The 26836-nt window shown below is 69.0% G+C and carries 21 protein-coding genes; 15 read left to right on the top strand and 6 right to left on the bottom strand.

The window, feature by feature from the left end; genetic code table 11:
• Nucleotides 1–74 precede the first annotated feature (74 nt).
• The 3 genes from ACFE7H_RS05425 (at nucleotide 75) to ACFE7H_RS05415 (ending at nucleotide 3447) form a co-directional block, all read left to right on the top strand.
• A complete protein-coding gene (locus ACFE7H_RS05425; protein ID WP_375400203.1) occupies nucleotides 75–1307 on the top strand; it encodes a hypothetical protein in 1233 nt (410 codons plus the stop codon).
• Nucleotides 1308–1890: 583 nt separating this feature from the next.
• Nucleotides 1891–2499 (top strand): glycoside hydrolase domain-containing protein, encoded by a 609-nt coding sequence (locus ACFE7H_RS05420; protein WP_375400202.1) that lies wholly within the window; start codon nucleotides 1891–1893, stop codon nucleotides 2497–2499.
• 21 nt (nucleotides 2500–2520) lie between these two features.
• Entirely contained in the window at nucleotides 2521–3447 is a 927-nt protein-coding gene (locus ACFE7H_RS05415) for a hypothetical protein (RefSeq protein WP_375400201.1), read from the top strand.
• A 251-nt stretch (nucleotides 3448–3698) separates the two neighbouring features.
• Here the strand turns inward: ACFE7H_RS05415 and ACFE7H_RS05410 are convergent, their stop codons facing one another.
• Nucleotides 3699–4814: a hypothetical protein gene (locus ACFE7H_RS05410; RefSeq protein WP_375400200.1), complete on the bottom strand. Its 1116-nt coding sequence runs from the start codon at nucleotides 4812–4814 to the stop codon at nucleotides 3699–3701.
• A 69-nt stretch (nucleotides 4815–4883) separates the two neighbouring features.
• On the opposite strand from ACFE7H_RS05410, the gene uvrB reads away from it, so the two are divergent.
• Complete coding sequence (gene uvrB, locus ACFE7H_RS05405) at nucleotides 4884–6950, top strand: excinuclease ABC subunit UvrB (protein ID WP_375400199.1); 2067 nt, start codon at nucleotides 4884–4886, stop codon at nucleotides 6948–6950.
• A gap of 45 nt (nucleotides 6951–6995) precedes the next feature.
• On the top strand, nucleotides 6996–8297 hold the full coding sequence (locus tag ACFE7H_RS05400; RefSeq protein ID WP_375400198.1) for a glycosyl transferase: 1302 nt from the start codon (nucleotides 6996–6998) through the stop codon (nucleotides 8295–8297).
• A gap of 108 nt (nucleotides 8298–8405) precedes the next feature.
• Here the strand turns inward: ACFE7H_RS05400 and ACFE7H_RS05395 are convergent, their stop codons facing one another.
• Entirely contained in the window at nucleotides 8406–10271 is a 1866-nt protein-coding gene (locus tag ACFE7H_RS05395) for a CDP-glycerol glycerophosphotransferase family protein (RefSeq protein WP_375400197.1), read from the bottom strand.
• A 289-nt stretch (nucleotides 10272–10560) separates the two neighbouring features.
• Between ACFE7H_RS05395 and uvrA the strand changes: the two genes are divergently transcribed.
• The 10 genes from uvrA to ACFE7H_RS05345 all read left to right on the top strand — a co-directional run bounded on the left by uvrA (nucleotide 10561) and on the right by ACFE7H_RS05345 (nucleotide 22155).
• Complete coding sequence (gene uvrA / locus ACFE7H_RS05390) at nucleotides 10561–13443, top strand: excinuclease ABC subunit UvrA (protein ID WP_375400196.1); 2883 nt, start codon at nucleotides 10561–10563, stop codon at nucleotides 13441–13443.
• A 42-nt stretch (nucleotides 13444–13485) separates the two neighbouring features.
• The gene (gene uvrC, locus ACFE7H_RS05385; protein WP_375400195.1) at nucleotides 13486–15408 is read left to right on the top strand and encodes an excinuclease ABC subunit UvrC; all 1923 of its coding nucleotides are present in this window, start codon (nucleotides 13486–13488) and stop codon (nucleotides 15406–15408) included.
• Nucleotides 15409–15443: 35 nt separating this feature from the next.
• Nucleotides 15444–16385 carry an RNase adapter RapZ gene (gene rapZ / locus ACFE7H_RS05380; protein ID WP_375400367.1) on the top strand — a complete coding sequence of 314 codons (942 nt, stop codon included), beginning with the start codon at nucleotides 15444–15446 and terminating at the stop codon, nucleotides 16383–16385.
• A gap of 104 nt (nucleotides 16386–16489) precedes the next feature.
• Entirely contained in the window at nucleotides 16490–17467 is a 978-nt protein-coding gene (gene whiA, locus ACFE7H_RS05375) for a DNA-binding protein WhiA (RefSeq protein ID WP_375400194.1), read from the top strand.
• A gap of 114 nt (nucleotides 17468–17581) precedes the next feature.
• A complete protein-coding gene (locus tag ACFE7H_RS05370) occupies nucleotides 17582–18199 on the top strand; it encodes a superoxide dismutase (protein WP_375400193.1) in 618 nt (205 codons plus the stop codon).
• Nucleotides 18200–18274: 75 nt separating this feature from the next.
• The gene (gene gap, locus ACFE7H_RS05365; RefSeq protein ID WP_375400192.1) at nucleotides 18275–19279 is read left to right on the top strand and encodes a type I glyceraldehyde-3-phosphate dehydrogenase; all 1005 of its coding nucleotides are present in this window, start codon (nucleotides 18275–18277) and stop codon (nucleotides 19277–19279) included.
• 37 nt (nucleotides 19280–19316) lie between these two features.
• Nucleotides 19317–20516 carry a phosphoglycerate kinase gene (locus ACFE7H_RS05360; protein ID WP_375400191.1) on the top strand — a complete coding sequence of 400 codons (1200 nt, stop codon included), beginning with the start codon at nucleotides 19317–19319 and terminating at the stop codon, nucleotides 20514–20516.
• Complete coding sequence (tpiA, locus tag ACFE7H_RS05355) at nucleotides 20513–21337, top strand: triose-phosphate isomerase (RefSeq protein ID WP_375400190.1); 825 nt, start codon at nucleotides 20513–20515, stop codon at nucleotides 21335–21337. The genes ACFE7H_RS05360 and tpiA overlap by 4 nt, the downstream gene beginning before the upstream one ends.
• Nucleotides 21338–21445: 108 nt before the next feature.
• Nucleotides 21446–21694, top strand: a complete 249-nt coding sequence (gene secG, locus ACFE7H_RS05350) for a preprotein translocase subunit SecG (RefSeq protein WP_375400189.1) — start codon at nucleotides 21446–21448, stop codon at nucleotides 21692–21694.
• 92 nt (nucleotides 21695–21786) lie between these two features.
• On the top strand, nucleotides 21787–22155 hold the full coding sequence (locus ACFE7H_RS05345) for an RNA polymerase-binding protein RbpA (RefSeq protein ID WP_375400188.1): 369 nt from the start codon (nucleotides 21787–21789) through the stop codon (nucleotides 22153–22155).
• 146 nt (nucleotides 22156–22301) lie between these two features.
• Here ACFE7H_RS05345 and pgl read toward each other — a convergent pair whose 3' ends face one another.
• The 4 genes from pgl to tal form a co-directional block, all read right to left on the bottom strand.
• A complete protein-coding gene (gene pgl, locus ACFE7H_RS05340; RefSeq protein ID WP_375400187.1) occupies nucleotides 22302–23072 on the bottom strand; it encodes a 6-phosphogluconolactonase in 771 nt (256 codons plus the stop codon).
• Between the two features lie 36 nt (nucleotides 23073–23108).
• Complete coding sequence (locus ACFE7H_RS05335; protein WP_375400186.1) at nucleotides 23109–24074, bottom strand: glucose-6-phosphate dehydrogenase assembly protein OpcA; 966 nt, start codon at nucleotides 24072–24074, stop codon at nucleotides 23109–23111.
• On the bottom strand, nucleotides 24071–25612 hold the full coding sequence (gene zwf / locus ACFE7H_RS05330) for a glucose-6-phosphate dehydrogenase (protein WP_375400185.1): 1542 nt from the start codon (nucleotides 25610–25612) through the stop codon (nucleotides 24071–24073). Before zwf ends, ACFE7H_RS05335 begins: the two co-directional genes overlap by 4 nt.
• Nucleotides 25613–25703: 91 nt before the next feature.
• Nucleotides 25704–26834 (bottom strand): transaldolase, encoded by a 1131-nt coding sequence (tal, locus tag ACFE7H_RS05325; RefSeq protein WP_375400184.1) that lies wholly within the window; start codon nucleotides 26832–26834, stop codon nucleotides 25704–25706.
• Nucleotides 26835–26836 lie beyond the last annotated feature (2 nt).

Below are 26836 nucleotides of genomic sequence, written 5' to 3'. Positions count from 1 at the left end.
AGCACATGCTGCAATGCATAGGTGGATGCGTAGCGCGATGCGTGCTACGGTGCGCGGCGAGCGAGGAGGTCGCAATGGATCTGCTGGTACGCGTGGGACGCCAGGACCATCTGGTGGTCGAGCAGCTGCTCGCCCCCGAGGGGGCTGGGCTAAGTCGAGTCGGTCCGGGTCCGGTAGGCGCCGTCGTCGCTGACGCGCAGGTCGCGCGGGAACGGATGAAGGCGCTGACCCGGATCACCGCAGCGGCGGGCGCGACCTACCTCATCGACCCGCTCACGCCGCTGCTGCAGAGCGAGCAGCCCCTCTCCGACAGCTGGGCCCGGCTCCCCTTCGCGACCGCGGCGGCACTCACGCCGGCGGACCTTCGTCAGCCGCGCGTGATCGACGGGCTGGTGGAGGAGACGATCAACTTCCAGCGGGAGCACGGCGCCACCCACCTAATTCCGCCCTACCTCTACTCTGAGCGGCCCGAGGATGCTTGGGCGTTGGCGAACATCGAGCTGCTCGGCCGTACCGCCGAGTTCCTGAACCGGGAGTCCATCGGGCTACCCGTGATTCCGGTGCTGGCGATCGGTCTGCCCGGCTACGGGCCGCAGCGCTCCTGGCGTGCCGGTCTCGATCGGCAACTTGCGGCGACCCGCGCCTTGCAGACCGAAGCGGTCGCGCTCTCGTTCTCCTGGAACGATCCCGCCCACTCCAGCCTTGCCTCGCTGTCCTACCTGTTGACCGCCACCAAGCACGCGGCCGACCAGACCCCGGTCATCGGCTGGCGCTCAGGCCTGTACGGGCTCGCGCAGTGCGCCGCGGGCGCAACCGGCTACGAGACGGGTATGGGATCTCGTGAAACGCTGAACTACCGCCAGTTCGCCGCCTCGCACCGACCTCAGGACCGGCGAGGCACGCCGACTCAGCAGGCGTACACCTACTTCACCCAGTTCGGCCGCAGTGTGCAGCGCAAGACCGGGCAGGCGCTGCTGTCCAACACGTTTCTGCAGGGCTCCCTGGTTTGCGACCCGCTTGCCAGCTGCTGTCCGGAGGGGGTCGACAGCATGCTCGGCAACTGGCGCCCCCATGCCGTCCGGCAGCGCGCGCGGGAGCTGCGCGAGCTGGCCGCCATGCCGCCTCAGGCGGCGTGGCGGCTGAACCGGGTGTCGGGGATGGCCGATCGTGCCCGGCTGCTGGCGTCGACGGCCAACGAGGTCCTCGCCGCGGCCGGGGTCCCCGCTCAGCTGCCGGTCGCGACCTTCGAGCACCTGCAGCAGGTCACCGCGCAACTGCGAGACCAGACCAATCGCCGCGCGGCATAGTCCGTCAGGGATACTGCTGCGGCACCACGCCCGCTGCGGTGACCGGCGCCGGCGCCAGCGCCAGCGGTCGTGGCAGACGGTGCCGGTATAGGACCTTCCGCGGGGTCTTCGCCATTGACGATCTCAGCCACCATCGTGCCCTCGAGGCGGAGCTGAGCCGTGGCGCAGCGGTTGACCTTCTCGGCGGCGAGAAAAAGGCTGCTTCCTCTGCGGACGACGCCGCAACACGCCCTCACGACCGGTACCGCTGGATGCCAAGCGCATGGCCTGCCGCGGCACGCGAGAAGTACCCGGTTCATCAGTATTTTCACGTCAGGGTCTTGCACGTCGCAGACTGCGTTCGTACCTTCTATCCATGAGACGTGAAGCTCCTCGCGCGGGCCACCGAGTGATCCTGAGTGCGATCGCCGCAGGTGCCCTCGCAGGTGCGCTGCTCGTAGGTATCCCAGGTACGCACGCGCCTACAGCAGCTGCGAGCGCAGTGGTCAGTACAGGACATGGCATTGATGCTTGCGGTTCGTACAGCAGTACCACATGAAATCAATGGTACGCCGCGACCAATGACTACAATCTAGGCCTATACATGGGCGGCACTCACGGACCGTGCTATCACCCAAACAAGTCCTTTTTCTCTAACCTCAACCACAACTGGGGCGTTGTTCCAGTTTATGACAGTTTGCAGGCTCCATGCTCTGGGCAGAGCGATCCGATGTCCTCTTCTACATCGACCGCGTACGATCAGGGCGTGACCATAGCAGATCACGTAATCGACACTGAAACCAGTGACGGCTTCACTGGCGCAAAACTCGCATACATCGACCTGGAGCCTTTCAGCAACTCGAGCTCATGCACTGCGGCGCCAAAAGCCTTTGTCAACGGATACGTTCATGAGCTACACGCAAAAGGTCACAAGGCAGGCCTTTACATTAATGCGACGCAGCCGGGCGGCATTCCTTTCGCGGGTATCGATAACCCGCCGGACGCTGTCTGGATTGCGGACTATAACGGTAAAAATTCTGCGGCGCCAGATGCCGTCGACACCAGTGGAACTCGAACGACAGAGTGGACCCACGACCAGCGTCTGCATCAGTACGACCAGAATAGGACAGCTCAACCAAGCGGCGTAAATACGTCCGTGCAGTACGACCCCGACGCTGTCGACGCCCCTATTTTGACCAACAACGTCCCCTGACCGCTGAGAAAGACTTTGAAGATGGCTACGTTTCAGACACGCCGAGACCGCACACAGCTGCTCATTGCCTTGCCTGTCGCGGTCCTCGCAATGGGTATCGTGATTGGACTTAACTCCTTTCAGCACTCTGCTCAACTTGACTCGGCCCGGACTTCGCTCCAAAAAGTCTCTCCTCACCACGCGGCATGGAAGGCGTACCCGGCAGCCTCTGTGGATGCCCCAAAGGACTGCACATCGGCAGACGTACAAATCTCTGCTGGAGACGTCGGCGGAGCGATGCAGCGAGTGCAGGTTCCGGTCAAGGTCGAAAACTCTTCGGATGCAGCTTGCACCTTCGACACGTCTTCCGTGACCCTGAGCTCCGGGGCTCGCGCCGAACTAGTTACAACCGACGATGCAGCGTCGGTCGTCGTGCCGGCAAACTCCAGCACCACAATTGCATATTCGACTCCGGCGGTGTGCGACGGCACGATTGTGGAAGCTTCTAAAGATGTCTCGGGCGATCTTCGTACTGATGACGGTACGGGCCTCTCCGCGACCACCGTGGTACCAAGCGCAATTCAAAAGTGTGGGGAACTACAAGCTGTGCCCGTGACGAGCACATCACCGCAGGACGACGGGACAGGACAATTGAGCTCACTGCGAGCCGCTATCGTCATTCCTGCCGAGCCGGTGCAGGGAGATGAGTTCCACTACATCGTGAGACTTTCTAACCAGTCTACCGCGTCGTTCACATTTGACCATTGCCCCACCATCGAGCAATCGCTTCACTACACTTCCAGTGAGAGTCAATTGGCGACTGTCCTAAACTGCCAGACGTCGGAGTCTTTAGCTCCGGGCAGCAGTGCGGACTTCGAGATGGTGGTTCCATCGCAGCGTGATGGAACCGGCCTGACTGCCATCGCTTGGTCACTAACAGACGGGCCTAGTGCAGCCATCCGACTCTGACGCATGCGCAGTCTCTCATACGTCCGTGTCGCCGCTAGATTAGTCGCGAGAGGCACCGGGCCCGCCGCACGCAGCGAGTACCTTTCGTGCCAACTGCTGATCAGCGGCGGCCGGAGAGGTGCCGGTTTGGAGCAGTGACAGGCGCAGTCAATTTCCTTTGCCTTTCGGTGCAAGCATCGTGACGGGGTGCTGCCGTCAGTGATCGCGGTCACCCGGCGGATCCTCCGCCGTCAGCACACCAGGGCTTTGGACTAGGCGTGCTGCGCGGCTTGGTCTCGCGCCGACCCGAGTGATGGGTCTGCCATCCGGCCGGTGCGGTCGCCGCTGATGAGCTCGAGGGAGCGGAGACGACCAAGCGCGTTGTTGAACCCGCCGCTAGTTGCGGCATATCCGGTCGCGGCGGCGAGGTGGTGACGGTCGAGGGCGTCGGGCCAGGAGTCGATCAGCGCGGTGAGTATCAGGCGCTCCGCTTTGCCGACTCGGCCGGTCCAGTAATCAATCAATGCCGGCCCGCTCGGAAGAGACTCGATCGGTCCGAGTGCAGTTCTACCCGTCTCGGTGATCTGCAGGGCGGTCTTGGGTCCGGTGACACACGCGGCGGTGCGGAGCGCGCCGAGCGCGTTGTTGAACCCGCCGCCGGACGCGTCGTAGCCCACCAGCAGCGCCACTTGCTGCACCGTCTGTGTGCCGTGCTGGGCCAACACGCTGAGGATCGCCCGCTGCGCCTTCGGCAGCCGCATCCCGCCCTCGACGTCCGACGCGGGGCGAGCCGCGACGGTGGGCGGCGCGACGACCACGGGCTCGGATCGCGGCTCGAGACTTCCCGCGCGCAGCGGGGTCTCGGCGGCGTGGACGCGGTCGAGGAGTCGGAGCAGCTCGGGCTCGAGCCATGCCGGTGCTCGCGGCTCGAGAAGTTGCTGCCGAGCGTCGGCGAGGTCGGCTGCCGCGCGCTGCAACTGCAGGCGAGTCGCGGCATGTGCGGTGCGTTCGGCCTCCAATCGACGCTGCGCTGCTCGTGCATCAATTTCCTGGCTGTCGTCGGTCTCCTCGATAAGGGCGGCGAGAGCGGAGAGGTCCAGCGACGGGCGCTGCACAGGGGTAAGCACAACCTGACCGACCTTCGGGGTCGCGGAAGAGTCGAAGGTGCGACGTCGACGGATGGCGACCTGGCGGAGCACGCCGAGCCACTCCGGCGACCACACCCACGCCGTGCCGACCGGGAGGGCGGCGAGGGTCTGCTTCACCTGCCGCGCCTCGGCCTCATCAGCATGAAGTCGCACCCATTCGTCGATCGCAGCGACGTCCCGCGGTCCCGTCATTCCCAGCGCGACGAGGACCTCGGCCTGGGTCAGGACGTCCTTGTTCAACGACGCCGGTCGTTTTCGCCCACCGCTGATCGGGCAGGCGGTGTCGTACCCCCCGCCTACCCTTATCGCATGCAGCCCACACGTGCGGTCCGGCCGTTCCGGGTGATCAGCGAGTACACCCCCAGCGGTGATCAGCCCACCGCCATCGCACAGTTGTCTCAGCGCGTCCGGGCAGGCGAGCCCGACATCGTGCTGCTCGGCGCCACCGGCACCGGCAAGTCGGCCACCACCGCCTGGCTGATCGAGGCGGTCCAGCGGCCCACGCTCGTGCTGGCGCACAACAAGACCCTCGCTGCGCAGCTGGTCAACGAGTTCCGCGAGCTGATGCCCGACAACGCCGTCGAGTACTTCGTCTCGTACTACGACTACTACCAGCCCGAGGCCTACGTGCCGCAGACGGATACCTTCATCGAGAAGGACTCGTCCATCAACTCCGAGGTCGAGCGGCTGCGGCACTCCACCACCAACTCCCTGCTCAGCCGGCGCGACGTGATCGTGGTGTCCACGGTCTCGTGCATCTACGGTCTGGGCGCCGCGGAGGAGTACCTGGAGGCGATGGTCGCCCTGCAGGTCGGCCAGAAGATCCACCGCGACGCCCTGGTGCGCGGGTTCATCGCCATGCAGTACCAGCGCAACGACGTCGACTTGTCGCGCGGCCGCTTCCGCGTGCGCGGCGACACCATCGAGATCATCCCGATGTACGAGGAGCACGCCGTGCGCGTCGAGATGTTCGGCGACGAGATCGAGGCGCTCTACTCGCTGCACCCGCTCACCGGCGAGGTGATCAAGCAGCTCGACGCCGTGTCCATCTTCCCGGCCACCCACTACGCGGCCAGCCCGGCCACGATGCAGCGCGCGATCGGCACCATCCAGACGGAGCTGCACGACCGGCTCGGCGAACTGAAGCGCGACAACAAGCTGCTCGAGGAGCAGCGCCTGCGCATGCGCACCTCGTTCGACCTGGAGATGATGGAGCAGATCGGCTTCTGCTCCGGCATCGAGAACTACTCCCGCCACATCGACGGCCGCATGCCGGGCGACCCGCCGCACTGCCTGCTCGACTTCTTCCCCGAGGACTTCCTGACCGTCATCGACGAGTCGCACGTCACCGTGCCGCAGATCGGTGCGATGTACGAGGGCGATGCGTCCCGCAAGCGGGTCCTCGTCGAGCACGGCTTCCGGCTGCCGTCCGCCATGGACAACCGGCCGCTCACCTGGGACGAGTTCTCAGCCCGCGTCGGCCAGACCGTCTACCTGTCGGCCACCCCGGGACGCTACGAGCTGGGCATGGCGGACGGTGTCGTCGAGCAGATCATCCGGCCCACCGGGCTGATCGATCCCGAGATCGTCGTCAAGCCGTCCAAGGGCCGCGTCGACGACCTGCTGGAGCAGATCCGGCAGCGATCCGAGCGGAACGAGCGTGTGCTGGTCACGACGCTCACCAAGAAGAGCGCCGAGGACCTGACCGACTACCTGGCCGAGGCCGGGGTGCGCGTGCGGTATCTGCACTCCGACGTCGACACGTTGCGCCGCGTGGAGCTGCTCACCGAGCTGCGCCAGGGCGTGTACGACGTGCTCATCGGCATCAACCTGCTGCGCGAGGGGCTCGACCTGCCCGAAGTATCGCTCGTGGCGATCCTCGACGCCGACAAGGAGGGCTTCCTGCGCTCCTCCACCTCGTTGGTGCAGACCATCGGCCGCGCCGCGCGCAACGTCTCCGGCCAGGTGCACATGTACGCCGATGTGATCACCCCCTCGATGCACAACGCGATCGACGAGACCAACCGGCGACGCGAGAAGCAGGTCGCCTACAACACCGAGCACGGCATCGATCCCACCCCGCTGCGCAAGCGCATCGCGGACATCACCGACGTGCTGGCCCGCGAGGCGGCCGACACCGCCCAGATGCTCGCCGGACGCGATCGCGGCAAGCAGTCGCCCGTTCCGCTGCGCCGCGAGGGCCTGGCCGGCGCGGGAGCGACCGAGCTCGAATCGCTGATCGCCGACCTGAACCAGCAGATGCTGCAGGCCGCGAACGAGCTCAAGTTCGAACTCGCCGCACGCCTGCGCGACGAGGTATCCGAACTGAAAGGCGAGCTCCGTCAGATGAGCAAGGCCGGCCACCTGGTTCCGTAGGCGGGCCGGGCCGCTTCTCCGGGCCTGCATCAGTACCGTAGGGCCGTGCGCCGACTGCTCCTCGAACTGCGGCGGCGCACGCAGACCCGGGTGCTGCGGTCGGTGCGCGGGTCGCGCCTGTTTCCGCGCACCGTGGTCGATCGGTTGGGCGACGACGACCGGCTGGGCGGAGCCAGCACCGATGCTGCGGTGATGGTCTACTTCCCCGGCGCCATCGACACGCTCTACCAGATCGATCCCTGGCTGCCCACCTTCGAGGCCCTGCACGCCGCGCTGCGGGTGGTCATCGTGTGCCAGGACTCACGGGTCGCCCGGCACCTGCGTGACCACAGTCCGATCCCGGTCCTGACCGTCGCCCGGTACGGCACCCTCGACGGCGTCCTCGCGCGCAGCGACGTGAAGCTGGCGCTCTACGTCAGTCACGTCGCGCGCAACTTCGAGGCGCTCCGCTTCTCGTCCCTGCTGCACGCCTACATCGGGCACGGTGACAGCGACAAGGGCGTCTCCGCCTCCAACCAGCTGAAGGCCTACGACGTCGTGCTCGCACCCGGGCAGGCCGCGGTCGATCGTGCCGCGCGACGACTGATGCGATTCGATGCCGACGCCCGCTGCATCGTCGTCGGGCAACCCCTCATGCTGGCCGCGCCGCGCACGACCGCCCCGTCGTCGGCGGACGTCGGCGCGACCGGTGGCGGTGCCGCGGACCCCCGGACGACGGTGCTGTACGCGCCGACCTGGGAGGGTGCGCAGCCGTCGGTCGCGTACAGCTCGGTACTGAGCCACGGTGAGGCCCTCGTGGATGCCCTGCTCGCCGACGATCGGTTCCGCGTCGTCTACCGACCGCACCCGCTCATCGGCGTCTCCTCCGCCGCCTACGCCGGCGCCGACGCGGGTATCACCGCACGCATCGCCCACGCGGCGGCCGAGGATCCGGCGGCGGGCCACCGGGTGGTCCTCCCGGACGACGAGAGCCTCGACGCCTCCTTCGAGCGGGCCGGACTGCTGATCTGCGACGTGTCCGCGGTGGCGACGGCGTGGTTGCCGTCCCTGAAGCCGTTGGTGGTCACCGAGCCGGCGGGGGAGCAGGCGGTGTCCGCGGACTCCGGCATGCTCGGCGCCGTGACCCGGCTCTCGGCGGCCGACGTGCCGCGGGTCGCCGCGCTGCTGCGAGCGGAACTGGACTCGGACGCCGGGCTCGACGTGCGGCGCGATCTTGTCGCGTACTACCTGTCGCCGTACTGGCCCGACCGCGTCACCGAACGCTTCGTCAGCGTCTGCGCCGCCCTCACCGCCGAGCGCGACGAGTTGCGCGGTCGCCTGCTCGCCGCCGGCGCAACCGGCGTCTGACCGCCCGCCCGGCTCGCTCCTGCAAGCCGGCCAGTGGACCGGCGTCCGCGCAGGGTTCTGCACAGCAGTCCCATAGTTGCACAGGAGGGGCGGGGTGGGGCGGCGCGCTCAGGCGCCGGCGGGCACCCGCGTTCGCTGGACGATGCCGCGTGCCTCGGTCAGGAACACGTCGGCGTAGTGCTGCGGATCGAAGTCGCCGAGGAAGTAGGACTTCAGTTCCGTCCGCCGCGCGGCCAACGGGTCGCGTCCCGTGATCGCATCCAGCACCTCGTCCAGGTTCGTGGCGAACTGGTCGATCACGTACCCCGCTTCGGCGACGGGAAAGTCCCGGGCGAACTCGTCGCGGGATTCGCCCTGCATCGCCGCGATCGCGAACGGCTTCTCGGAGTACAGGAAGTCCGGGACGACGCTCGACACGTCGGAGATGAGGATGTCCGCGGCGTTGAAGCAGTCGGTCAGGCTCATCGTCCGGCTGGCCGCCGCCCCGTACCGGTGCGCGCGCCCCGACTCCTTGACGTCGGCAGCGAGCAGGGCCGCGATGCGATCCGACTCGCGAGCGTGCTCGCGGTTCCGCCGCGTGTACGGGTGCGGGCGGTAGACCACCGTGTACCCGCGCTCGATCAGGGCGGTGACGACGGCGACGCCGATCGGCAGCGAGCAGTAGTCGGAGTCGGTGTTCGCGCCTCCCCAGGTGGGCGCATAGAGCGCCGTCGGCTCGAGACTCGTGGTCGTGCGGATGTCGACCGACTCCACCTGCGGCCGGCCCACGACGGTGAACAGATCCGGCGACACGTCGACGCCGTTGCGGGCGAAGCGGTCGATCGCCGCCTGACCGGCCACGAAGTCGCGGTCGTACATTCGGAACACCGGGCTGTAGCTCGGCGCCTTGTCGCTCTCGCCATGGTTCAACTGCACATGCGCCAGACCCGGGAAGCGCACGAAGTGCGTGTTCCGGGCCGCGTTGTTCACGTAGAAGACCGTGGTGAGCGACGGCACGACGATCAGGTCGAGGTCGCGAGGATCGCGCCGCACCAGAACCGGCGCATCGGTCAGCGCGGTGATCTCGGCGAAGGTACGCGGGTTGCGCACCACGATCATGAACGGTTCACCGATGCGCTCCAGGAACGGCAGCCACATCGTCACCTGGTAGTCGGTGCCCGGAGGGGCGTCCCAGTGCAGGGCGAATCGCGGACCGCACTCCGCGAGCGCCGTGCCGAGCAGCAGTTCGGCTTTGCGCCGGGCGTGGATGCGCAGCGCCGCGTCGATCGCCGCCAGGGTCGTGGCAGCCGCCGCCGCGATCGCCGGGATCAGCAACCAACCGGCCCCGACACCGACCGAGACGAGGGCCAGCAGCGCGATCGGCGCAGTCAGGTTGATCACGAACATGCGTTCCTCCGCCAGCAGCGCGCGGTTGCGCACCCGGATGCCGGGCACGTTCGCGGCATAGGGGATCGCTGTTCGCGCAAGCCGGTTGACGAACGGCTCCACGAGCACGGCGGCGGCGATCAACGCCGTCGCCACCCACAGCGGCCAGCTTCGCGTCGTCACGAAGAGCAGGCTGAGCAGCACCAGCGAGGTGCGGCCGACGGTCTGCGTGCCCGGCGCCCCGCGCAGGTGCACCAGTTCGCGCAGGGTCGCGGGGCCGAGCAGCGGCAGGACGACCGCGACGCCGGCCAGGACCAGCGGCAGGGCGCGTGCAGACGGGCTCGCGATGGCCACCGCGACCGCGGCGACGCCGAGCGCGTCGGCGATCGGCCGGGTGGCGCCGGCGCCGGAGAGCCACTGCAGCGGCGAGACGGTGTCCGTCGCGGCCCGACCGGCGACGGCGGCGCCGGGCGCCGCCTCGGTGCCGTTCGACGGAGTGGAGAGGTCGACCGCCGTCATCTCATCGACGGCGGTGCCCTCGGGCGCGACGGGAGCGGTCGCCTCGCCGACGTCACTAACCTGCAGCATCCGGTCACTCATCAAGGTCATTGCTGCTCCCGCCGTGCGACCCACCCCGCGGGTCATCTGCTCGGTTCGCCGCGCGTCCCGATGCGGGGACGACGGTGGCTTGTCCAGACCTCGGAGCGTAATCGGATCGTGACCGGATGTCGGGAGGTCGGCGCGACACGCCCTGTGTCGAATGTGCTCTGCCTCGTCATCGCCCGGACTGTAGCCGCCTGCAGCGTGTCGTCACACCCCGAACCGATCGCACCCTCGGCGGGGCTCACGGGTAGCGGCCACGCACCGGCTGTCGGAGGGCCGTCCGTAGAATCTTCCGGTGCCGATCACACGGGTGGGGAACGCGCCGACGCTCAGTGTCCGGGGCGCGCGGGTGCACAACCTGCAGGACGTCTCCATCGACATTCCGCGCGATTCCATGGTCGTGTTCACGGGGCTTTCGGGCAGCGGCAAGTCCTCGCTCGCCTTCGACACGATCTTCGCGGAGGGGCAGCGCCGCTACGTGGAGTCACTGTCCGCGTACGCGCGCCAGTTCCTCGGCCAGGTCGACCGGCCCGACGTCGACTTCATCGAGGGCCTGTCGCCGGCGGTGTCCATCGACCAGAAGTCGACCAACCGCAATCCTCGGTCCACGGTCGGCACGATCACCGAGATCTGGGACTACATGCGACTGCTGTGGGCCCGCATCGGTGTGCCGCACTGCCCGGTCTGCGGCCAGGTGATCGCCAGCCAGACGGTGCAGCAGATCGCCGATCAGCTGATGGAGCTGCCGGCCGGCACCCGGTACCAGATCGTCAGCCCGGTCGTCCAGCAGAAGAAGGGCGAGTTCGTCGACCTCTTCAAGGAGTTGTCGGCCAAGGGCTACTCGCGGGCGGTCGTCGACGGTGAGACCGTGCAGCTCGCGTCGCCGCCCACGCTGAAGAAGTCGTACAAGCACGACATCGCCGTGGTCGTCGACCGTCTCGTCGCGGCACCCGACCTGCTCACCCGGCTGACCGACTCCGTGGAGACTGCGCTGTCGCTCACCGACGGCCAGGTGCAGGTCAACTTCGTCGATCTCACGGGGCCCGAGGCCTGGCGCGGGTTCTCCGAGAAGCTCTCCTGCCCGAACAACCATCCGCTGCAGCTGGCCGAGATCGAGCCGCGCACCTTCTCGTTCAACGCCCCGTTCGGCGCGTGCCCGGAGTGCTCCGGCATCGGCACGAAGATGTCGGTCGACGCCGACCTGCTGCTCGGCGACCCGTCGCTCTCCATCCGCGAGGGCGTCATCATCCCGTGGAGCAATCAGGGCAAGCAGCTGTTCACGTACTACGAGCGCATGCTGAACGCGCTGGCGCGCGACCTGGACTTCTCTCTCGACTCCGCCTGGGAGGCGCTGCCGGACGAGGTGCAGCAGGCCGTGCTGCACGGCAACGACTTCGAGGTGCGGGTCAAGTGGAAGAACCGCTACGGCCGCGAGATGTCCTACACGCAGGGCTTCGAGGGCGTCATTCCGTACCTCGAGCGCAATTGGCTGCAGGCCGAGACCGATGTGCAGCGGGCGCGCTGGGCCGAATATCTGCGCGAGGTGCCCTGTCCCGTGTGCGGGGGCAAGCGGCTGAAGCCCGAAGTGCTCGCGGTGCTCGTCGGCGGCAGCAGCATCGCCGACATCGCAGCGCTCTCGCTGGCCCAGGCCGCCGAGTTCATGCACACGGTGCAGCTGACGCCCCGGCAGGCCAAGATCGCGGCGCAGATCCTGCGCGAGATCCAGGCGCGGCTGGAGTTCCTCACCGAGGTGGGACTCACGTACCTCTCACTGTCGCGCGCGGCGGGAACGCTGTCCGGCGGCGAGGCGCAGCGCATCCGGCTCGCCACGCAGATCGGCTCCGGCCTCACCGGGGTGCTGTACGTGCTCGACGAGCCGTCCATCGGCCTGCATCAGCGCGACAACCGGCGGCTGATCGACACGCTGCTGAAGCTGCGCGACCTCGGCAACACCCTGATCGTGGTCGAGCACGACGAGGACACCATCCGCGCCGCGGACTGGATCGTCGACATCGGGCCCGGTGCCGGAGTCAACGGCGGTCGCGTCGTGCACTCCGGCGACTATGCCTCGCTGGTCGCGGACGAGTCGTCGGTCACCGGCGACTACCTGGCGGGACGCCGTGCGATCGAGGTACCCCGCGAGCGCCGCCCCGTCGACCCGTCGCGCCAGCTGCAGGTCGTCGGCGCGCAGGCCAACAACCTGCGCAACGTCACCGCCTCGTTCCCGCTCGGCGTGCTGACCGCGGTCACCGGCGTCAGCGGCTCCGGCAAGAGCTCGCTGGTCAACGACGTGCTCTACCGGGTGCTGGCGAACCGCCTGAACGGGGCGCGCAAGGTGCCCGGCCGACACCGGCGGGTCACCGGGCTCGAGCACCTCGACAAGGTCGTGCACGTCGACCAGGGGCCGATCGGCCGCACACCTCGGTCCAACCCGGCCACCTACACCGGCGTCTTCGACCGCATCCGCACCCTGTTCAGCGAGACGGCGGAGGCGAAGATGCGCGGCTACCTGCCGGGCCGCTTCAGCTTCAACGTCAAGGGCGGGCGCTGCGAGCACTGCCAGGGCGACGGGACGATAAAGATCGAGATGAACTTCCTGCCCGACGTCTACGTCGTCTGCGAGGTGTGTCACGGCGCTCGCTACAACCGCGACACGCTGACCGTGCATTACAAGAGCAGGAACATCGCCGAGGTGCTCGACATGCCGATCGCGGAGGCGGCGCAGTTCTTCGAACCGATCTCGGCGATCCACCGGTTCCTGAAGACCCTGGTCGACGTGGGCCTCGGCTATGTGCGGCTCGGCCAGAGCGCGACCACCCTGTCGGGCGGCGAGGCCCAGCGCGTCAAGCTCGCCACCGAGCTGCAGCGCCGCTCCAACGGCCGCACGGTCTACGTACTCGACGAGCCGACGACCGGCCTGCACTTCGAGGACGTGCACAAGCTGCTGCTGGTGCTGAACGGCCTCGTCGACAAGGGCAACAGCGTGCTCGTGATCGAGCACAACCTCGACGTGATCAAGTCCGCGGACTGGGTGATCGACCTGGGGCCCGAGGGCGGCGCCGGCGGCGGCACCGTGTTGGCGGAGGGCACACCCGAGCAGATCGCCCGCGTCGAGGGCAGCCACACCGGCCGCTTCCTGCGCGACGTGCTGCAGCCGGCCCTCGCCGCATCGGCGTAGGGGTACCGCATGCCGAATCACACGCGTGCGGACCCAGGACACATGGACCGAGGACGCACCGACACGGTCGCCTACCGGCCCGCCGCGGGCGAGATCCCCACGAGCCCCGGTGTGTACCGGTTCCGTGACGCGTCCGGGCGGGTGCTGTATGTCGGCAAGGCCAAGAGCCTGCGGCAGCGGCTGACCAACTACTTCGCTCCGCTGCACACCCTGCACGAGCGCACCCGCCGCATGGTGACCACCGCGGCGAGCGTGGAATGGACCGTCGTCGGCACCGAGTTCGAGGCCCTGCAGCTGGAGTACAGCTGGATCAAGGAGTACGCCCCGCCCTTCAACGTGCAGTTCCGGGACGACAAGTCGTACCCGTACCTGGCCGTCACGCTGGGCGAGGAGGTGCCGCGGGTGCTGGTCACCCGCAACCGACGGCTGCGCGGCGCCAAGTACTTCGGGCCGTACACCAAGGTGTGGGCCATCCGCGAGACGCTCGACCTGATGCTCAAGGTCTTCCCGATGCGCAGCTGCTCGGACACCACCTACCGACGTGCCGAGCTGACCGGCCGGCCGTGCCTGCTCGGCGACATCGGCAAGTGCACGGCACCGTGCGTCGGACGCATCCCGGTCGCAGCGCACCGAGAGATCGCCGACGACATGGTGGCGTTCATGGCCGGCGGCGACGCCCGCTACCGCGTCGACCTGACGCACCGCATGCGCGAGGCGGCGGCGGCACAGAACTACGAGGCGGCGGCGCGTTACCGCGACGCGCTCGGCGCGATGGAGGCGGCGCTCTCCAAGACCGCCGTCGTGCTGCGCGAGGACGTGGATGCGGACGTCTTCGGCATCGCCGACGACGAGCTCGCCGCCAGCGTGCAGCAGTTCATCGTGCGCGCCGGCCGCATCCGCGGTACCCGCAGCTGGGTCGTCGACAAGGAGCTCGACGTGCCGCTCGGCGAGCTGGTGGAGCGAGTGGTGCTGAGCGCGTACGAGGACGACGCCTACCCGCCGCGGGAGGTGCTCGTCCCCGTCCGACCCGAGGACGCGGCCCTGCTGGAGACCTGGCTGACGGACCGGCGCACGGCCGGGCGGGAGTCGGACGGGCTGCGGGGCGCCGGCCGGGTCGTCCTGCACGTCGCCGAGCGCGGCGAGAAGGCGGCGCTCGCCGAGACCGCCGGCCGCAACGCCGCGCACGCCCTCATGCTCTACAAGACGCGCCGCAGCGCCGACTTCACCGCGCGCAGCCAGGCGATCGCCGACATCCAGCAGGCATTGGAGTTGGCCGAGTCGCCGCTCCGAATCGAGTGCTTCGACGTGTCGCACCTGGCGGGCACGAACGTGGTCGCCTCCATGGTCGTGTTCGAGGACGGCCTGCCGCGCAAGGATCAGTACCGGCGCTTCAACGTCGCCTCCACCACCGACGACACCGACTCGATGTACCAGGTGCTGCGCCGCCGCCTCGCCTACCTCAAGGAGCGGGACGGCACCGACGTGCAGCAGGGCGAGCGGTTCTCGTACCGGCCGAACCTGCTCGTCGTCGACGGCGGTCAACCCCAGGTGCAGGCCGCTGCGCGGGCGATCGCCGACTCCGGCATCGAGGGCATCGCGGTTTGCGGCCTCGCGAAGCGGCTGGAGGAGATCTGGTTGCCCGACGCGGATTTCCCGGTCATCCTGCCGCGCAACAGCGATGCGCTCTTCCTGCTGCAGCGGCTGCGCGACGAAGCACACCGCTTCGCGATCACCCACCAGCGCATCCGTCGCAAGCGCGACATCTCCTCGCAGTTGGCGCAGGTCCCGGGGCTCGGCGAGGCGCGGGTGCGGGTGCTGCTGAAGCACTTCGGATCCGTCGCCCGGCTGAAGCGCGCCACGGTCGACGACATAGCCGGGGTCCCGGGCTTCGGCACGGTCCTGGCCGCGGCGGTGCTCGACCGCCTCGCCGCCGACACCGAAAGCGCCTCACTAAGCTCGTCATGACCGCACCGGACGAGACGGGGAGAGGGCTGCCCGCCATGACGGACGCCACCGCAGCGAGCGTCGCCGCAGCGTTGACAGCGGAAGCGGCAACGGCGACGGCACAGATACCGACCGCGGAGGCTCCCACGGGCGGGGCACCGTCGGTCCTGGTCGTCACGGGCATGTCCGGGGCCGGCCGCACCACGGTCGGCAACGCCCTGGAAGACCTCGGCTGGTACGTCGTCGACAACCTGCCGCCGCAGATGCTGCGCCCGCTGCTGGAGTTGGCCGGCCACTCCGGCGACCGGCTGAACCGCATCGCGGTCGTCGTCGACGTGCGCGGGGGAGCGGTGTTCTCCGAACTCGACACCGGCGACCGGCCGCAGTTCCGCCTGCTGTTCCTGGAGGCGAACGACGCGTCCCTGGTCCGCCGCTTCGAGCAGGTGCGCCGTCCCCATCCGCTGCAGGAGGGCGGCACGCTGCTCGACGGCATCGCCGCGGAGCGGGAGCTGACCCTGGAGGTGCGGGAGCAGAGCGACATCATCATCGACACCTCCGAGCTGAACATCCATCAGCTCGCCTCGGCCATCAACGAGCTGTTCGCCGACGACGAGACCCCGGGGGTGCGCATCACGCTGACGAGCTTCGGCTTCAAGTACGGCGTGCCGACCGACGCCGACATGGTGGCGGACGCCCGCTTCCTGCCCAACCCGTTCTGGGTGCCGGAGCTGCGGCCCATGACGGGCCGCGACCAGCGCGTCAGCGACTACGTGCTCAGCCAGCCGGGAGCCGGTGAGTTCGTCGAGCGCTACGCCGGTGCGCTGGCGCCGGTGCTGGCCGGCTATCAGCGCGAGAACAAGAGCCACGCCACCATCGCCGTCGGCTGCACCGGCGGCAAGCACCGCTCGGTCGCCCTGGTGGAGCGTCTGGCGGGGTTGCTGGAGTCGCAGCCGGGGGTCGCCGTGCGGGTCAAACACCGGGACCTCGGCCGGGAATAGGGGTCTGATGAGGGGGTGTGCTGAACGCCCCCCACGGGTGCGACACTGGGTCACCGAGGGCGGCGCCAGCGGCGCATGACGGGTTGAGGACGGGGACGCGAGCATTGGTGCTGACGGCTGAGGTGAAGGACGAGCTGACCCGGGTCGAGGTCGGCAGAACGGCGGTCCGGGCGGCGGAACTGGCCACGATCCTTCGGTTCTCGGGCGGTCTGCACCTGATCTCGGGTCGGATCGCGGTGGAGTCGGAGCTCGACACGCCCCAGCTCGCCAAGCGGGTCCGCCGCGACCTGGCGGAGCTCTACGGCGTCCGCAGTGAGATGACGGTGCTGTCCGCCTCCGGGGTCCGACGTAACCATCACTTCCTGGTCCGGGTCGTCGACGGGGGCGAGACCCTTGCGCGGCAGACCGGCCTGCTCGATGCCCGCCGCCGGCCCATCCGGGGGTTGCCCAACCGGCTGACGACCGGGTCGCCCGACGAGATCGAGGCCGTCTGGCGTGGTGCGTTCCTGGCCCACGGCTCGCTCACCGATCCGGGTCGCTCGGCGGCCCTGGAAGTCACCTGCCCCGGCAATGAGACGGCGATGGCGCTGGTCGGCGCGGCCGGCCGGCTCGAGGTGGCCGCGAAGGCCCGCGAGGTGCGTGGGGTGCACCGGGTCGTCATCCGCGACGGCGAGGCGATCAGCGACATGCTGAACCACATGGGTGCCCGCGAGAGCGTGCAGAACTGGGAGGACCTGCGGCAGCGCCGCGAGATCCGCGCCAACACCAACCGCCTCGTCAACTTCGACGACGCCAACCTGCGGCGCAGCGCCCAGGCCGCCGTGGCCGCGTGCGCCCGGGTCGAACGCGCGCTCGAGATCCTCGGCGACGGCACGCCCAAACACCTCAAGTACGCCGGCCAGCTGCGCCTCGCGCACCGAGACGCGAGCCTCGACGAGCTCGGCCACCACGCCGACCCGCCGATGACCAAGGATGCCGTCGCCGGCCGCATCCGCCGCCTGCTGGCCCTCGCCGACAAGCGTGCGGTCGAGACCGGCGTGCCCGGCACCGACGCCGACCTGCCCATCGACCTCGACGCCTGAACCGCACTGCCAGCGGGGGCCGGTCGAACGCTGCCCGGGTCGGGCGATCAGGTCGGCGTCACCGGCCGGTTCTAGGATCGAACCGCCAACCCACTGTTCGACCGGAGGCCCGCCATGCCCGTCTACACCCTGCCCGAACTCGGCTACGACTACGGGGCCCTCGCTCCGCACATCAGTGCGCAGATCATGGAGCTGCACCATGGCAAGCACCACCAGGCGTACGTCACCGGCGCCAACGCCACGCTCGACGCACTGACCGAGGCGCGCGCGACCGGCAGCTTCGCGAACATCAACAAGCTCGAACGCGATCTGGTCTTCAATCTGGGCGGCCACGTGAACCACTCGGTGTTCTGGAAGAACCTCTCACCCGACGGCGGCGACAAGCCCACCGGCGAGCTCGCCGCCGCGATCGACGAGTTCTTCGGCTCGTTCGACGCGTTCACGGCGCACTTCACGGCTGCGGCCATGGGCGTGCAGGGGTCCGGCTGGGCGGCGCTCGTCTACGACTCCATCGGCCGCCGGCCGATCATCGTGCAGTTCCACGACCAGCAGCAGGACTTCCCGGTCGGCAGCGTGCCGCTGCTGCTGCTCGACGTGTGGGAGCACGCGTACTACCTCGACTACAAGAACGTCCGTGCCGACTACGTCAAGGCCTTCTGGAACATCGTCGCCTGGGACGACGTCGCGGCCCGCTTCGCGGCGGCTGAGCAGTCCGGTTTGCTCCTGCCCTAGGCTGGCGAAGCCCTGCCGTCACCGGCCGGAACCCCGGCGCGCCGACATGCGCGCACCCGAATCGGAAGGCTCTTCGTGACCGTCAAGATCGGCATCAACGGATTCGGCCGCATCGGCCGCAACTACTTTCGTGCCGCGCTGGCCAAGGGCAGCGACCTCGAAATCGTGGCCGTCAACGACCTGACCGACAATCGGGCGCTCGCCCACCTGCTGAAGTACGATTCGGTCGCCGGCCCGCTGTCCCAGACCGTCTCGGTCGAGGGCGACACCATCGTCGTGAACGGCAAGGCCGTGCAGGTGCTGGAGCAGCGCGACCCGGCCGCGCTCGGCTGGGGCGACCTGGGTGTCGACATCGTCATCGAGTCGACGGGTCGGTTCACCAAGGCAGACGATGCGCGCAAGCACATCACCGCGGGTGCCAAGAAGGTCATCATCTCTGCGCCGGCCAGCGGCGAGGACGGCACGTTCGTGATGGGCGTCAACGAGGGCTCGTACGACCCGGCGTCGATGCACATCCTGTCCAACGCCTCCTGCACGACCAACTGCCTGGCACCGCTCGCCAAGGTCTTCAACGACGCGTTCGGCATCGAGAACGGCCTGATGACCACCGTGCACGCCTACACGGCGGACCAGAACCTGCAGGACGGGCCCCACAGCGACCTGCGTCGTGCCCGTGCCGCCGCGCTCAGCATCATCCCCACCTCCACGGGCGCCGCCAAAGCCATCGGGCTCGTGCTGCCGGAGCTGAAGGGCAAGCTCGACGGCTTCGCGCTGCGCGTCCCGGTCCCGGTCGGCTCCATCACCGACCTGACCGTGACGTCGGGACGCACGGTCACCGTCGACGAGGTCAAGGCCGCATACCGCGAAGCGGCCGACGGCCCGCTGAAGGGCATCCTGAAGTACGTGGAGGACCCGATCGTGTCCGCCGACGTCGCCGGCGACCCGCACTCGTCACTGTTCGACGCCGACCTCACGCGCGTCATCGGCAACCAGGTCAAGCTCTCGTCCTGGTACGACAACGAGTGGGGCTACTCCAACCGCCTCGTCGACCTGACCGACTACGTGGCCGCCCGGCTCTGACCGGCGCCAGGTACGGCGAGTAGGCGCGACGCGCAGGATGACCCTTCGCACCCTCGATTCCCTCGGCCCGCTCGACGGCCGCACCGTGGTCGTCCGCTGCGACCTGAACGTGCCGCTGCGCGACGGCGCCATCACGGACGACGGGCGGATCCGTGCGTCGGTGCCGACCCTCACCCGCCTGCTGGACTCCGGTGCCCGAGTGCGCGTGCTCTCGCATCTGGGTCGGCCCGACGGGCATCCCGACGAGCAGTACTCCCTGGGCCCGGTCGCCCGCCGGTTGGGCGAGCTGCTCGGGCGCCCCGTCGCGTTCAGCGGCGCGCCGGCCGGGGAAACCGACCTCGGTGACGCTGACGTGACCGTGCTCGAGAACCTGCGGTTCGACCCGCGCGAGACGACGAAGGACGGTGACGGCCGACGTGCCTACGCCGCCGAGCTGGCCCGCTTCGCCGACGCGTTCGTCTCCGACGGGTTCGGCGTCGTGCACCGCGAGCAGGCGAGCGTGGTCGAACTCGCGCAGATGCTGCCGAGCGCAGCGGGTACGTTGATCGCGGACGAGCTGACCGTGCTGCAACGCTGCACCGACACCGTCGAGCGCCCGTACACCGTGATACTCGGCGGCTCGAAGGTCAGCGACAAGCTGGGGGTCATCGACCACCTGCTGCCCCGGGTCGATTCGCTGCTGATCGGCGGCGGCATGCTCTTCACGTTCCTCGCCGCGCAGGGCCACGCCGTCGGCCGCAGCCTGCTCGAGCAGGACCAGATCGACACGGTGCGCGGCTATCTGGAGCGCGCGCAGCAGCACGGCGTCCAGCTCGTGCTGCCGACCGACATCGTTGTGGCCGCCGAGTTCGCCGCCGATGCGCCCCACGAGACCGTGGCCGCTGACGGGATCGAGTCGTCGTCGTTCGGCCCGTCCGCGATCGGTCTGGACATCGGCCCGCAGACCGCGGCCGCGTTCGCCGAGCGAGTGCGCGACTCCACCACCGTGTTCTGGAACGGGCCGATGGGCGTGTTCGAGTTCCCGGCGTTCGCGGCGGGCACGCGGGCGGTCGCGCAGGCCCTCACCGAGGTCGGCGGGCTCTCCGTCGTCGGCGGCGGCGACTCGGCCGCGGCCGTCCGCGCCCTCGGATTCCGGGACGACCAGTTCGGGCACATCTCCACCGGCGGCGGCGCCAGCCTGGAGTTCCTCGAGGGCAAGACCCTGCCCGGCCTGTCCGTGTTGGGCTGGGCCGCATGAAGGCGCCCAGGTCGGCCCGCCGCGACGCCGCTCCGCAGACCGGACGACTGCCGCTCATCGCGGGCAACTGGAAGATGAACCTCGACCACCTGCAGGCGATCGCGCTGGTGCAGAAGCTGGCCTGGACCCTGCAGGATCACGGCTACGACGAGCGGATCGTGGAGGTGGCCGTCTTCCCGCCGTTCACCGACCTGCGCAGCGTGCAGACCCTGATCAGCGCCGATCGGCTGCCCCTGCGGTTCGGGGCTCAGGACCTCTCGCCGCACGCCTCCGGCGCCTACACGGGCGATATCTCCGGACCGCTGCTGAAGGCCCTCGACGCGACCTACGTGATCGTGGGTCACTCCGAGCGTCGAAGTCTGCACGCCGAGACGGACCAGGTAGTCGGCGCGAAGGTGCGTGCCGCGCTCGACAGTGCGCTGGTACCGGTGCTCTGCGTCGGCGAGACGGCCGAGGACCGTGAGCAGCAGGGTGCGAGCGCGGTGCCGGTCGCCCAGTTGCGGGCGGCGCTCGACGGTGTACCCGCCGACGCCGACCTGGTCGTGGCCTATGAGCCGGTGTGGGCGATCGGCTCCGGCCAGGCGGCGACCCCCGAGCAGGCGCAAGAGGTGTGTACCGCCCTGCGCGTGGCGCTCGGCGAGGTGCTCGGCGCCGAAGCGGCGGACCGCACCCGCATTTTGTACGGCGGGTCGGTGAAGCGGGACAACATCGCGGACTTCATGCGCCAGGCCGACGTGGATGGGGCGCTCGTGGGTGGTGCCAGCCTCGACGCCGCCGGATTCGCGGACATCGTGCGCTTCCCGAAGCACGTGACGCGCTGACCGACGGTCGACCCGCGCGGGACGACCGCTATACTTGTCCCGGCTGACAACTCGCTGTATCGGAGTTGTCGATCATGAAAGCCTTGTCGATCGTGGAGGGAGACCGTCATGGCGATCCTTCAGGTCGTGCTGCAGGTGGTGCTCGGCATCACGTCGCTGCTGCTCACCCTGCTGATCCTGTTGCACCGCGGTCGAGGCGGCGGACTGTCCGACATGTTCGGCGGCGGCGTCACATCCAGCCTCGGCTCCTCCGGGGTCGCGGAACGCAACCTGAACCGCATCACCGTGATCCTCGGCGTGATCTGGATCGCAGCGGTCATCGTCCTCGGCCTCATCACGAAGTTCACGGGCTCCTGAGCCCTCGGTACCTATCCACGGGCTCCTGAGCCCTCACCACTTATTCACGGGCTCCTGAGCCCTCACCACCACCACCACGGAAGAGAGACACCATGGCGTCTGGCGGCAGTGCGATTCGCGGTTCCCGCGTCGGTGCGGGCCCGATGGGCGAGCAGGACCACGGCCACCACGCCGACCGCGTGGCGATCAGCTACTGGGACGCGCTCGGCAACGAGACGGTGCGGTACTTCGCCGCCAACCTCCCGGCCGACGAGATCCCCGTCACCATCGACTCCCCATCCAGCGGCCTTCCAGCCGGCCGGGACCAGGCCAACCCGCCCGCGGTCTCCAAGACCGAGCCGTACAAGACCCACCTCGCGTACGTGAAAGAGCGACGTACCGAGGAGGAGGCGGCCCAACTGCTGGAAGACGCCCTGCACCAACTGCGCGTCCGCCGAGGCAAGGTCGCCGCCGAGGCCTGACCCCCTCGCCCTGACCGCCGCAAACCGCCGACAGCCAGAGCACGTCAGCAGGACACCGTCCTTATCGCAGGCTCCTGGTCGACCAGGGACCTGCTGTCGAGACCTGGTCCTGCTGTCGACACAGCAGGTCGATTGGAACCGCAGGGTCAGTAGCTGGAGACGATCAAGTTGCTCGGCACCTGCGCCGCCGCCTCCTGGTCGACGAAGAAGACGGTGCGCTTGCGGCCCTGCACCCCGGCGACGGGCACCTCGTCCTCCGACGCGCCGGCGAGGGCCAGCCCCAGCGCCGAAGCCTTCTCGGCTCCGGCAAGTACCATCCAGATCCGGTCGGCGCTGTTCAGCGCCGGCAGCGTCAGGCTGAGCCGCAGCGGCGGCGGCTTCGGCGCGTCCACGACTCCGACGACGGTCTTCGTCCCGGAGTGGTATCCGTCCCGTTCCGGGAACAGGGACGCGATGTGCCCGTCCGGGCCGACGCCCAGGAACACGATGTCGAAGCGCGGCACGGTCTTGCCCGCGGGCGCGTGCTCGGCGAGCACCGTCGCATAGGCGTCGGCAGCGCGATCCAGGTCGGCGATCTCGTCGGACGCCGGGTAGGGATGAATGTGGGACTCGGGCGTGGGGATCAGGCTGAGCAGCGCTTCGCGCGCCTGCGTCTCGTTGCGCTCCGGATCCTGCTTCGGCAGGAATCGTTCGTCGCCCCACCAGAAGTGCACGCGGGTCCAGTCGATGCTGTCGCGCATGGAGGAGGATGCGACCGCGCGCTGCACGGCCCCGCCCACGGTGCCGCCGGTCAGGACGACGTTGACCTCGTCGAACTCGTCGAGCAGGTCCACCAGCTTCGTCAAGAAGCGGGCGGCAACGGCTCCGACGAGCGATGCCCCGTCCGGGTGCACGAGCACACGCCGCTCGTTCGTCATTCGATCTCCTCGTCAGGCGTCACGACTCGTGCGGCGTCACGATGCGGCGGCGACCAGCCCGCGGCCGGTCGGGTCCGGCAGCTGGGCGAGGCCCTCGCGCAGCACTGCCCCGTACAGGTCGTCGGGGTCGAGGCGTCGCAGTTCTTCCGCAAGGCAGTCTCGCAGACTCCTGCGAGGGAGTGAGACCTCGTGCACGGGCTGCCCTGGCTGCGACAGGGTGGCGACGTTCGGCACCACCCGCTCCAGGTCGATCGCTCCGCCGGCACGCTGCAGGCTCACGCTGTGGATGCCGCTGGATCCGGTGGAACGGTTCGAGAGCGTGGTGCTGACCGGGACCTGCAGCTGCAGGCTCAGCCAGGCGGCGAGCAGCCGGGTCGATGGGGAGTCGGCGGCTCCGCTGACCTCCACCCCGGTGACCGGCTCGAATGGCGGCTGGTCGAGCACCGCCGCGAGCACCGCCCGCCACAGGGTCAGGCGGGTCCAGGCGAAGTCCGTGTCGCCCGGACGGTACGTCGCGGCCAGGTGGTGGACCGCCGCCTGCGGGTCGTCCTGCGCGGAGGCGTCGGTGATCCGTCGCTGCGCGATTCGTCCGAGGGGGGAGTCGGAGGGCACGTCCGGCGCGGTCAAGGGCCACCAGGCGACCACCGGCGCGTCCGGCAGCAGCAGGCCCGTGATCAGGCCTTCCTCGTCCGCCCCGGCGGCGCCGTAGGCGCGGAGCACGACGACCTCGCTCGCCCCCGCGTCACCGCCGACCCGGATCTGGGCGTCGAGCCGCGGCGCCGCCGTCTTCTGACTGGCGTCGCGGGCGATGACGATGACGCGCATCGGGTGCTCGCGGGAAGCGTCGTTCGCGGCCTCGATCGCCTCCTCCTCGTGCCCGAGCTGCGTCGCGATCACCAGGGTGAGCACGCGGCCCAGGGCGACAGCACCGCCCTCGGCACGGATGGTGACGAGCGAGCGCTGGATCTTGGATGCGTTCGAATCGGGCAGGTCGACGATCACGGGCGCCTCCAGGTGCGGCCATCGCGTGCCATCAGCGCGTCCGCGGAGTCGGGTCCCCAGGTACCGGGACGGTAGGGGTCGGGTCGGCCGGAGGCGGCCCAGAACTCCTCGATGGGGTCCAGGATCTTCCAGGACAACTCCACCTCCTCGTGCCGGGGGAACAACGGTGGCTCGCCGAGCAGCACGTCCAGGATCAGACGCTCGTACGCCTCCGGGCTCGCCTCGGTGAAGGCGTGGCCGTAGCCGAAGTCCATGGTGACGTCGCGCACCTGCATGCCGGCACCCGGCACCTTGGAGCCGAACCGGATCGTCACGCCCTCGTCGGGCTGCACGCGGATGACGAGCGCGTTCTGCCCCAGCAGGGACGTCTGGCTCTCGGCGAACAGCTGGTGCGGGGCGCGCTTGAACACCACCGCGATCTCGGTGACCCGGCGGCCCAGGCGCTTGCCGGCGCGCAGGTAGAAGGGCGCACCCGCCCACCGTCGGGTTCCGATGTCCAGCTTGACCGCTGCGAAGGTCTCGGTGGTGGAGGCGGGATTCATCCCCTCCTCGTCCAGGAAGCCGACGACGTGCTCGCCGCCCTGCCACCCGGAGGAGTACTGCCCGCGAGCGGTCGTGAGCGAGAAGTCCGCCGGCATCCGCACCGCCGAGAGCACCTTCTCCTTCTCGGCCCGCAGGCTGGCCGCATCGAACGACACGGGCTCCTCCATCGCGGTCAGCGCGAGCAGTTGCAGCAGGTGGTTCTGGATCACGTCACGGGCGGCGCCGATACCGTCGTAGTAGCCGGCGCGACCACCGACGCCGATGTCCTCGGCCATCGTGATCTGCACGTGGTCGACGTAGTTCGCGTTCCACAGCGGCTCATAGAGCTGATTGGCGAACCGCAGCGCGAGGATGTTCTGAACGGTCTCCTTGCCCAGGTAATGGTCGATGCGGAACACGGAGTCGGGTGGGAACACGCTCTCCACCACCGAGTTCAGCGCCCGAGCGCTCGCCAGGTCGGAGCCGAAGGGCTTCTCGATGACGACGCGGCGCCACTCGCCCGGCTTGGGATCTGCGAGCCCCGACCGGCGAAGCTGCTCGGTGACCTGCGGGAACGACTTGGGCGGGATCGACAGGTAGAACGCCTGATTGCCCATCGTCCCGCGCTCGCGGTCGAGGGTCTCCAACGTGTGACGCAGGTGCGTGAAGGAGTCGGGGTCGTCGAAGGTCCCGCTGACGAACCGGACACCCTGAGCCAGCTGCTGCCAGACGTCCTCATGGAACGGGGTGCGCGCGTACTGCTGCACCGAGTCGTGCACGATGCGGCTGAAGTCCTGGTCCGCCCAGTCGCGGCGGGCGAAGCCGACCAGGCCGAAGCCGGGCGGCAGCAGGCCGCGGTTGGCCAGGTCGTACACGGCCGGCATCAGCTTCTTGCGCGCCAGGTCGCCGGTGACGCCGAAGATCACAAGGGTGCTCGGCCCGGCGATGCGGTTCAGGCGCCTGTCCGCGGCCAGGCGTAGCGGGTTGTAGTCCGGAGTGATGCTGACCGGCGGCATGGCTAGCTCGTCCTTCGGCAGCAGCGATGGCGGGCGCGACGGGACCCGCCCGGCGGCATCGGAACGACGCCGCCGGGCGTGAGGCCGGTCGTCACTCCTTGGCCGCCTGCAGGGCCTGCGTCACGGTGTCGGTGAGTTCGTGCCAGGAGGCGATGAACTTCTCCACGCCCTCTGTCTCGAGGACGTCGGTCACGTCGTCGATGTCGATGCCCAGCGCCTTCAGGGCCCCCAGCACCTCGCGCGCGTCGTCGTAGTTGCCGACGACGGTGTCGCCGTGCACCTCGCCGTGGTCGAAGGTGGCCTCGAGGGTCTTCTCGGGCATCGTGTTGACGACGCCGTGCGTCACCAGTTCGGTGACGTAGAGCGTGTCGGGCAGGCTCGGGTCCTTGGTCCCGGTCGACGCCCACAGGGGACGCTGGCGGTTCGCGCCCTTCTCCTGCAGCGCGATCGCCCGCTCCGTGGCGAACTGGGCGACGAACAGCTCGTAGGCCAGCCGTGCGTTCGCGATCGCGGCCTTGCTCTTCAGGGCCTTCGCTTCGTCGGTCCCGATCGCGTCGAGGCGTTTGTCGACCTCGGCATCGACGCGGGAGACGAAGAACGACGCGACGGAGTGGATGGTCGAGAGGTCGATGCCGGCAGCGTCGGCTTGCTCGAGCCCGGCGAGGTACGCGTCGATCACCGCCTGGTAGCGCTCCAGGCTGAAGATCAGCGTCACATTCACGCTGATTCCCTTCGCGATCGTCGCCGTGATCGCGGGCAGCCCCTCCAGGGTCGCCGGGATCTTGATCAGCACGTTGGGCTTGCCGATGGTCGTCCACAGGCGATCGGCCTCGGCGCTGGTCGCGTCGGTGTCGTGGGCCAGCTCGGGCGAGACCTCGATCGAAACGCGGCCGTCATAGCCCTTGGACGCCTCGAACACGTCGTGGAAGATGTCCGCGGCGTTGCTCACGTCGGCGGTGGTGATCTCGAAGACGGCCTCGTGCACGTCCTTGCCGGCGGCTACGATCTCGCGCACCTGCTCGTCGTACGCCTCGCCCTTGGCGAGCGCGGATGCGAAGATCGTCGGGTTGGTGGTCACGCCGACGACGTTGCGCTCCGCGATCAACCGCTCCAGGCCGTGGCCCTTGATGCGCTCGCGCGACAGGTCGTCGAGCCAGATGCTGACGCCGGCGGCCGACAGGCCCTCGGTTCCCGTACCGGTGCGGGTTGCTGTGCTGGTCATGC

Origin of the sequence: uncultured Amnibacterium sp. (assembly GCF_964250715.1) — a bacterium.
In the GTDB taxonomy this organism is placed as follows: Bacteria; Actinomycetota; Actinomycetes; order Actinomycetales; family Microbacteriaceae; genus Amnibacterium.
This window is presented reverse-complemented; position numbering and strand designations above follow the sequence as displayed.

What these genes read in the sequence shown, in the direction of transcription:
- tpiA (WP_375400190.1), top strand. Translation starts at nt 20,513, where the DNA reads ATGAAGGCGCCCAGGTCGGCCCGCCGCGACGCCGCTCCGCAGACCGGA.
- pgl (WP_375400187.1), bottom strand. Translation starts at nt 23,072, where the DNA reads ATGACGAACGAGCGGCGTGTGCTCGTGCACCCGGACGGGGCATCGCTC.
- ACFE7H_RS05425 (WP_375400203.1), top strand. Translation starts at nt 75, where the DNA reads ATGGATCTGCTGGTACGCGTGGGACGCCAGGACCATCTGGTGGTCGAG.
- ACFE7H_RS05370 (WP_375400193.1), top strand. Translation starts at nt 17,582, where the DNA reads ATGCCCGTCTACACCCTGCCCGAACTCGGCTACGACTACGGGGCCCTC.
- zwf (WP_375400185.1), bottom strand. Translation starts at nt 25,612, where the DNA reads ATGCCGCCGGTCAGCATCACTCCGGACTACAACCCGCTACGCCTGGCC.
- secG (WP_375400189.1), top strand. Translation starts at nt 21,446, where the DNA reads ATGGCGATCCTTCAGGTCGTGCTGCAGGTGGTGCTCGGCATCACGTCG.
- ACFE7H_RS05360 (WP_375400191.1), top strand. Translation starts at nt 19,317, where the DNA reads ATGACCCTTCGCACCCTCGATTCCCTCGGCCCGCTCGACGGCCGCACC.
- uvrB (WP_375400199.1), top strand. Translation starts at nt 4,884, where the DNA reads ATGCAGCCCACACGTGCGGTCCGGCCGTTCCGGGTGATCAGCGAGTAC.
- ACFE7H_RS05420 (WP_375400202.1), top strand. Translation starts at nt 1,891, where the DNA reads ATGGGCGGCACTCACGGACCGTGCTATCACCCAAACAAGTCCTTTTTC.
- tal (WP_375400184.1), bottom strand. Translation starts at nt 26,834, where the DNA reads ATGACCAGCACAGCAACCCGCACCGGTACGGGAACCGAGGGCCTGTCG.
- ACFE7H_RS05395 (WP_375400197.1), bottom strand. Translation starts at nt 10,271, where the DNA reads ATGACCTTGATGAGTGACCGGATGCTGCAGGTTAGTGACGTCGGCGAG.
- ACFE7H_RS05345 (WP_375400188.1), top strand. Translation starts at nt 21,787, where the DNA reads ATGGCGTCTGGCGGCAGTGCGATTCGCGGTTCCCGCGTCGGTGCGGGC.
- rapZ (WP_375400367.1), top strand. Translation starts at nt 15,444, where the DNA reads ATGACGGACGCCACCGCAGCGAGCGTCGCCGCAGCGTTGACAGCGGAA.
- uvrC (WP_375400195.1), top strand. Translation starts at nt 13,486, where the DNA reads ATGGACCGAGGACGCACCGACACGGTCGCCTACCGGCCCGCCGCGGGC.
- ACFE7H_RS05415 (WP_375400201.1), top strand. Translation starts at nt 2,521, where the DNA reads ATGGCTACGTTTCAGACACGCCGAGACCGCACACAGCTGCTCATTGCC.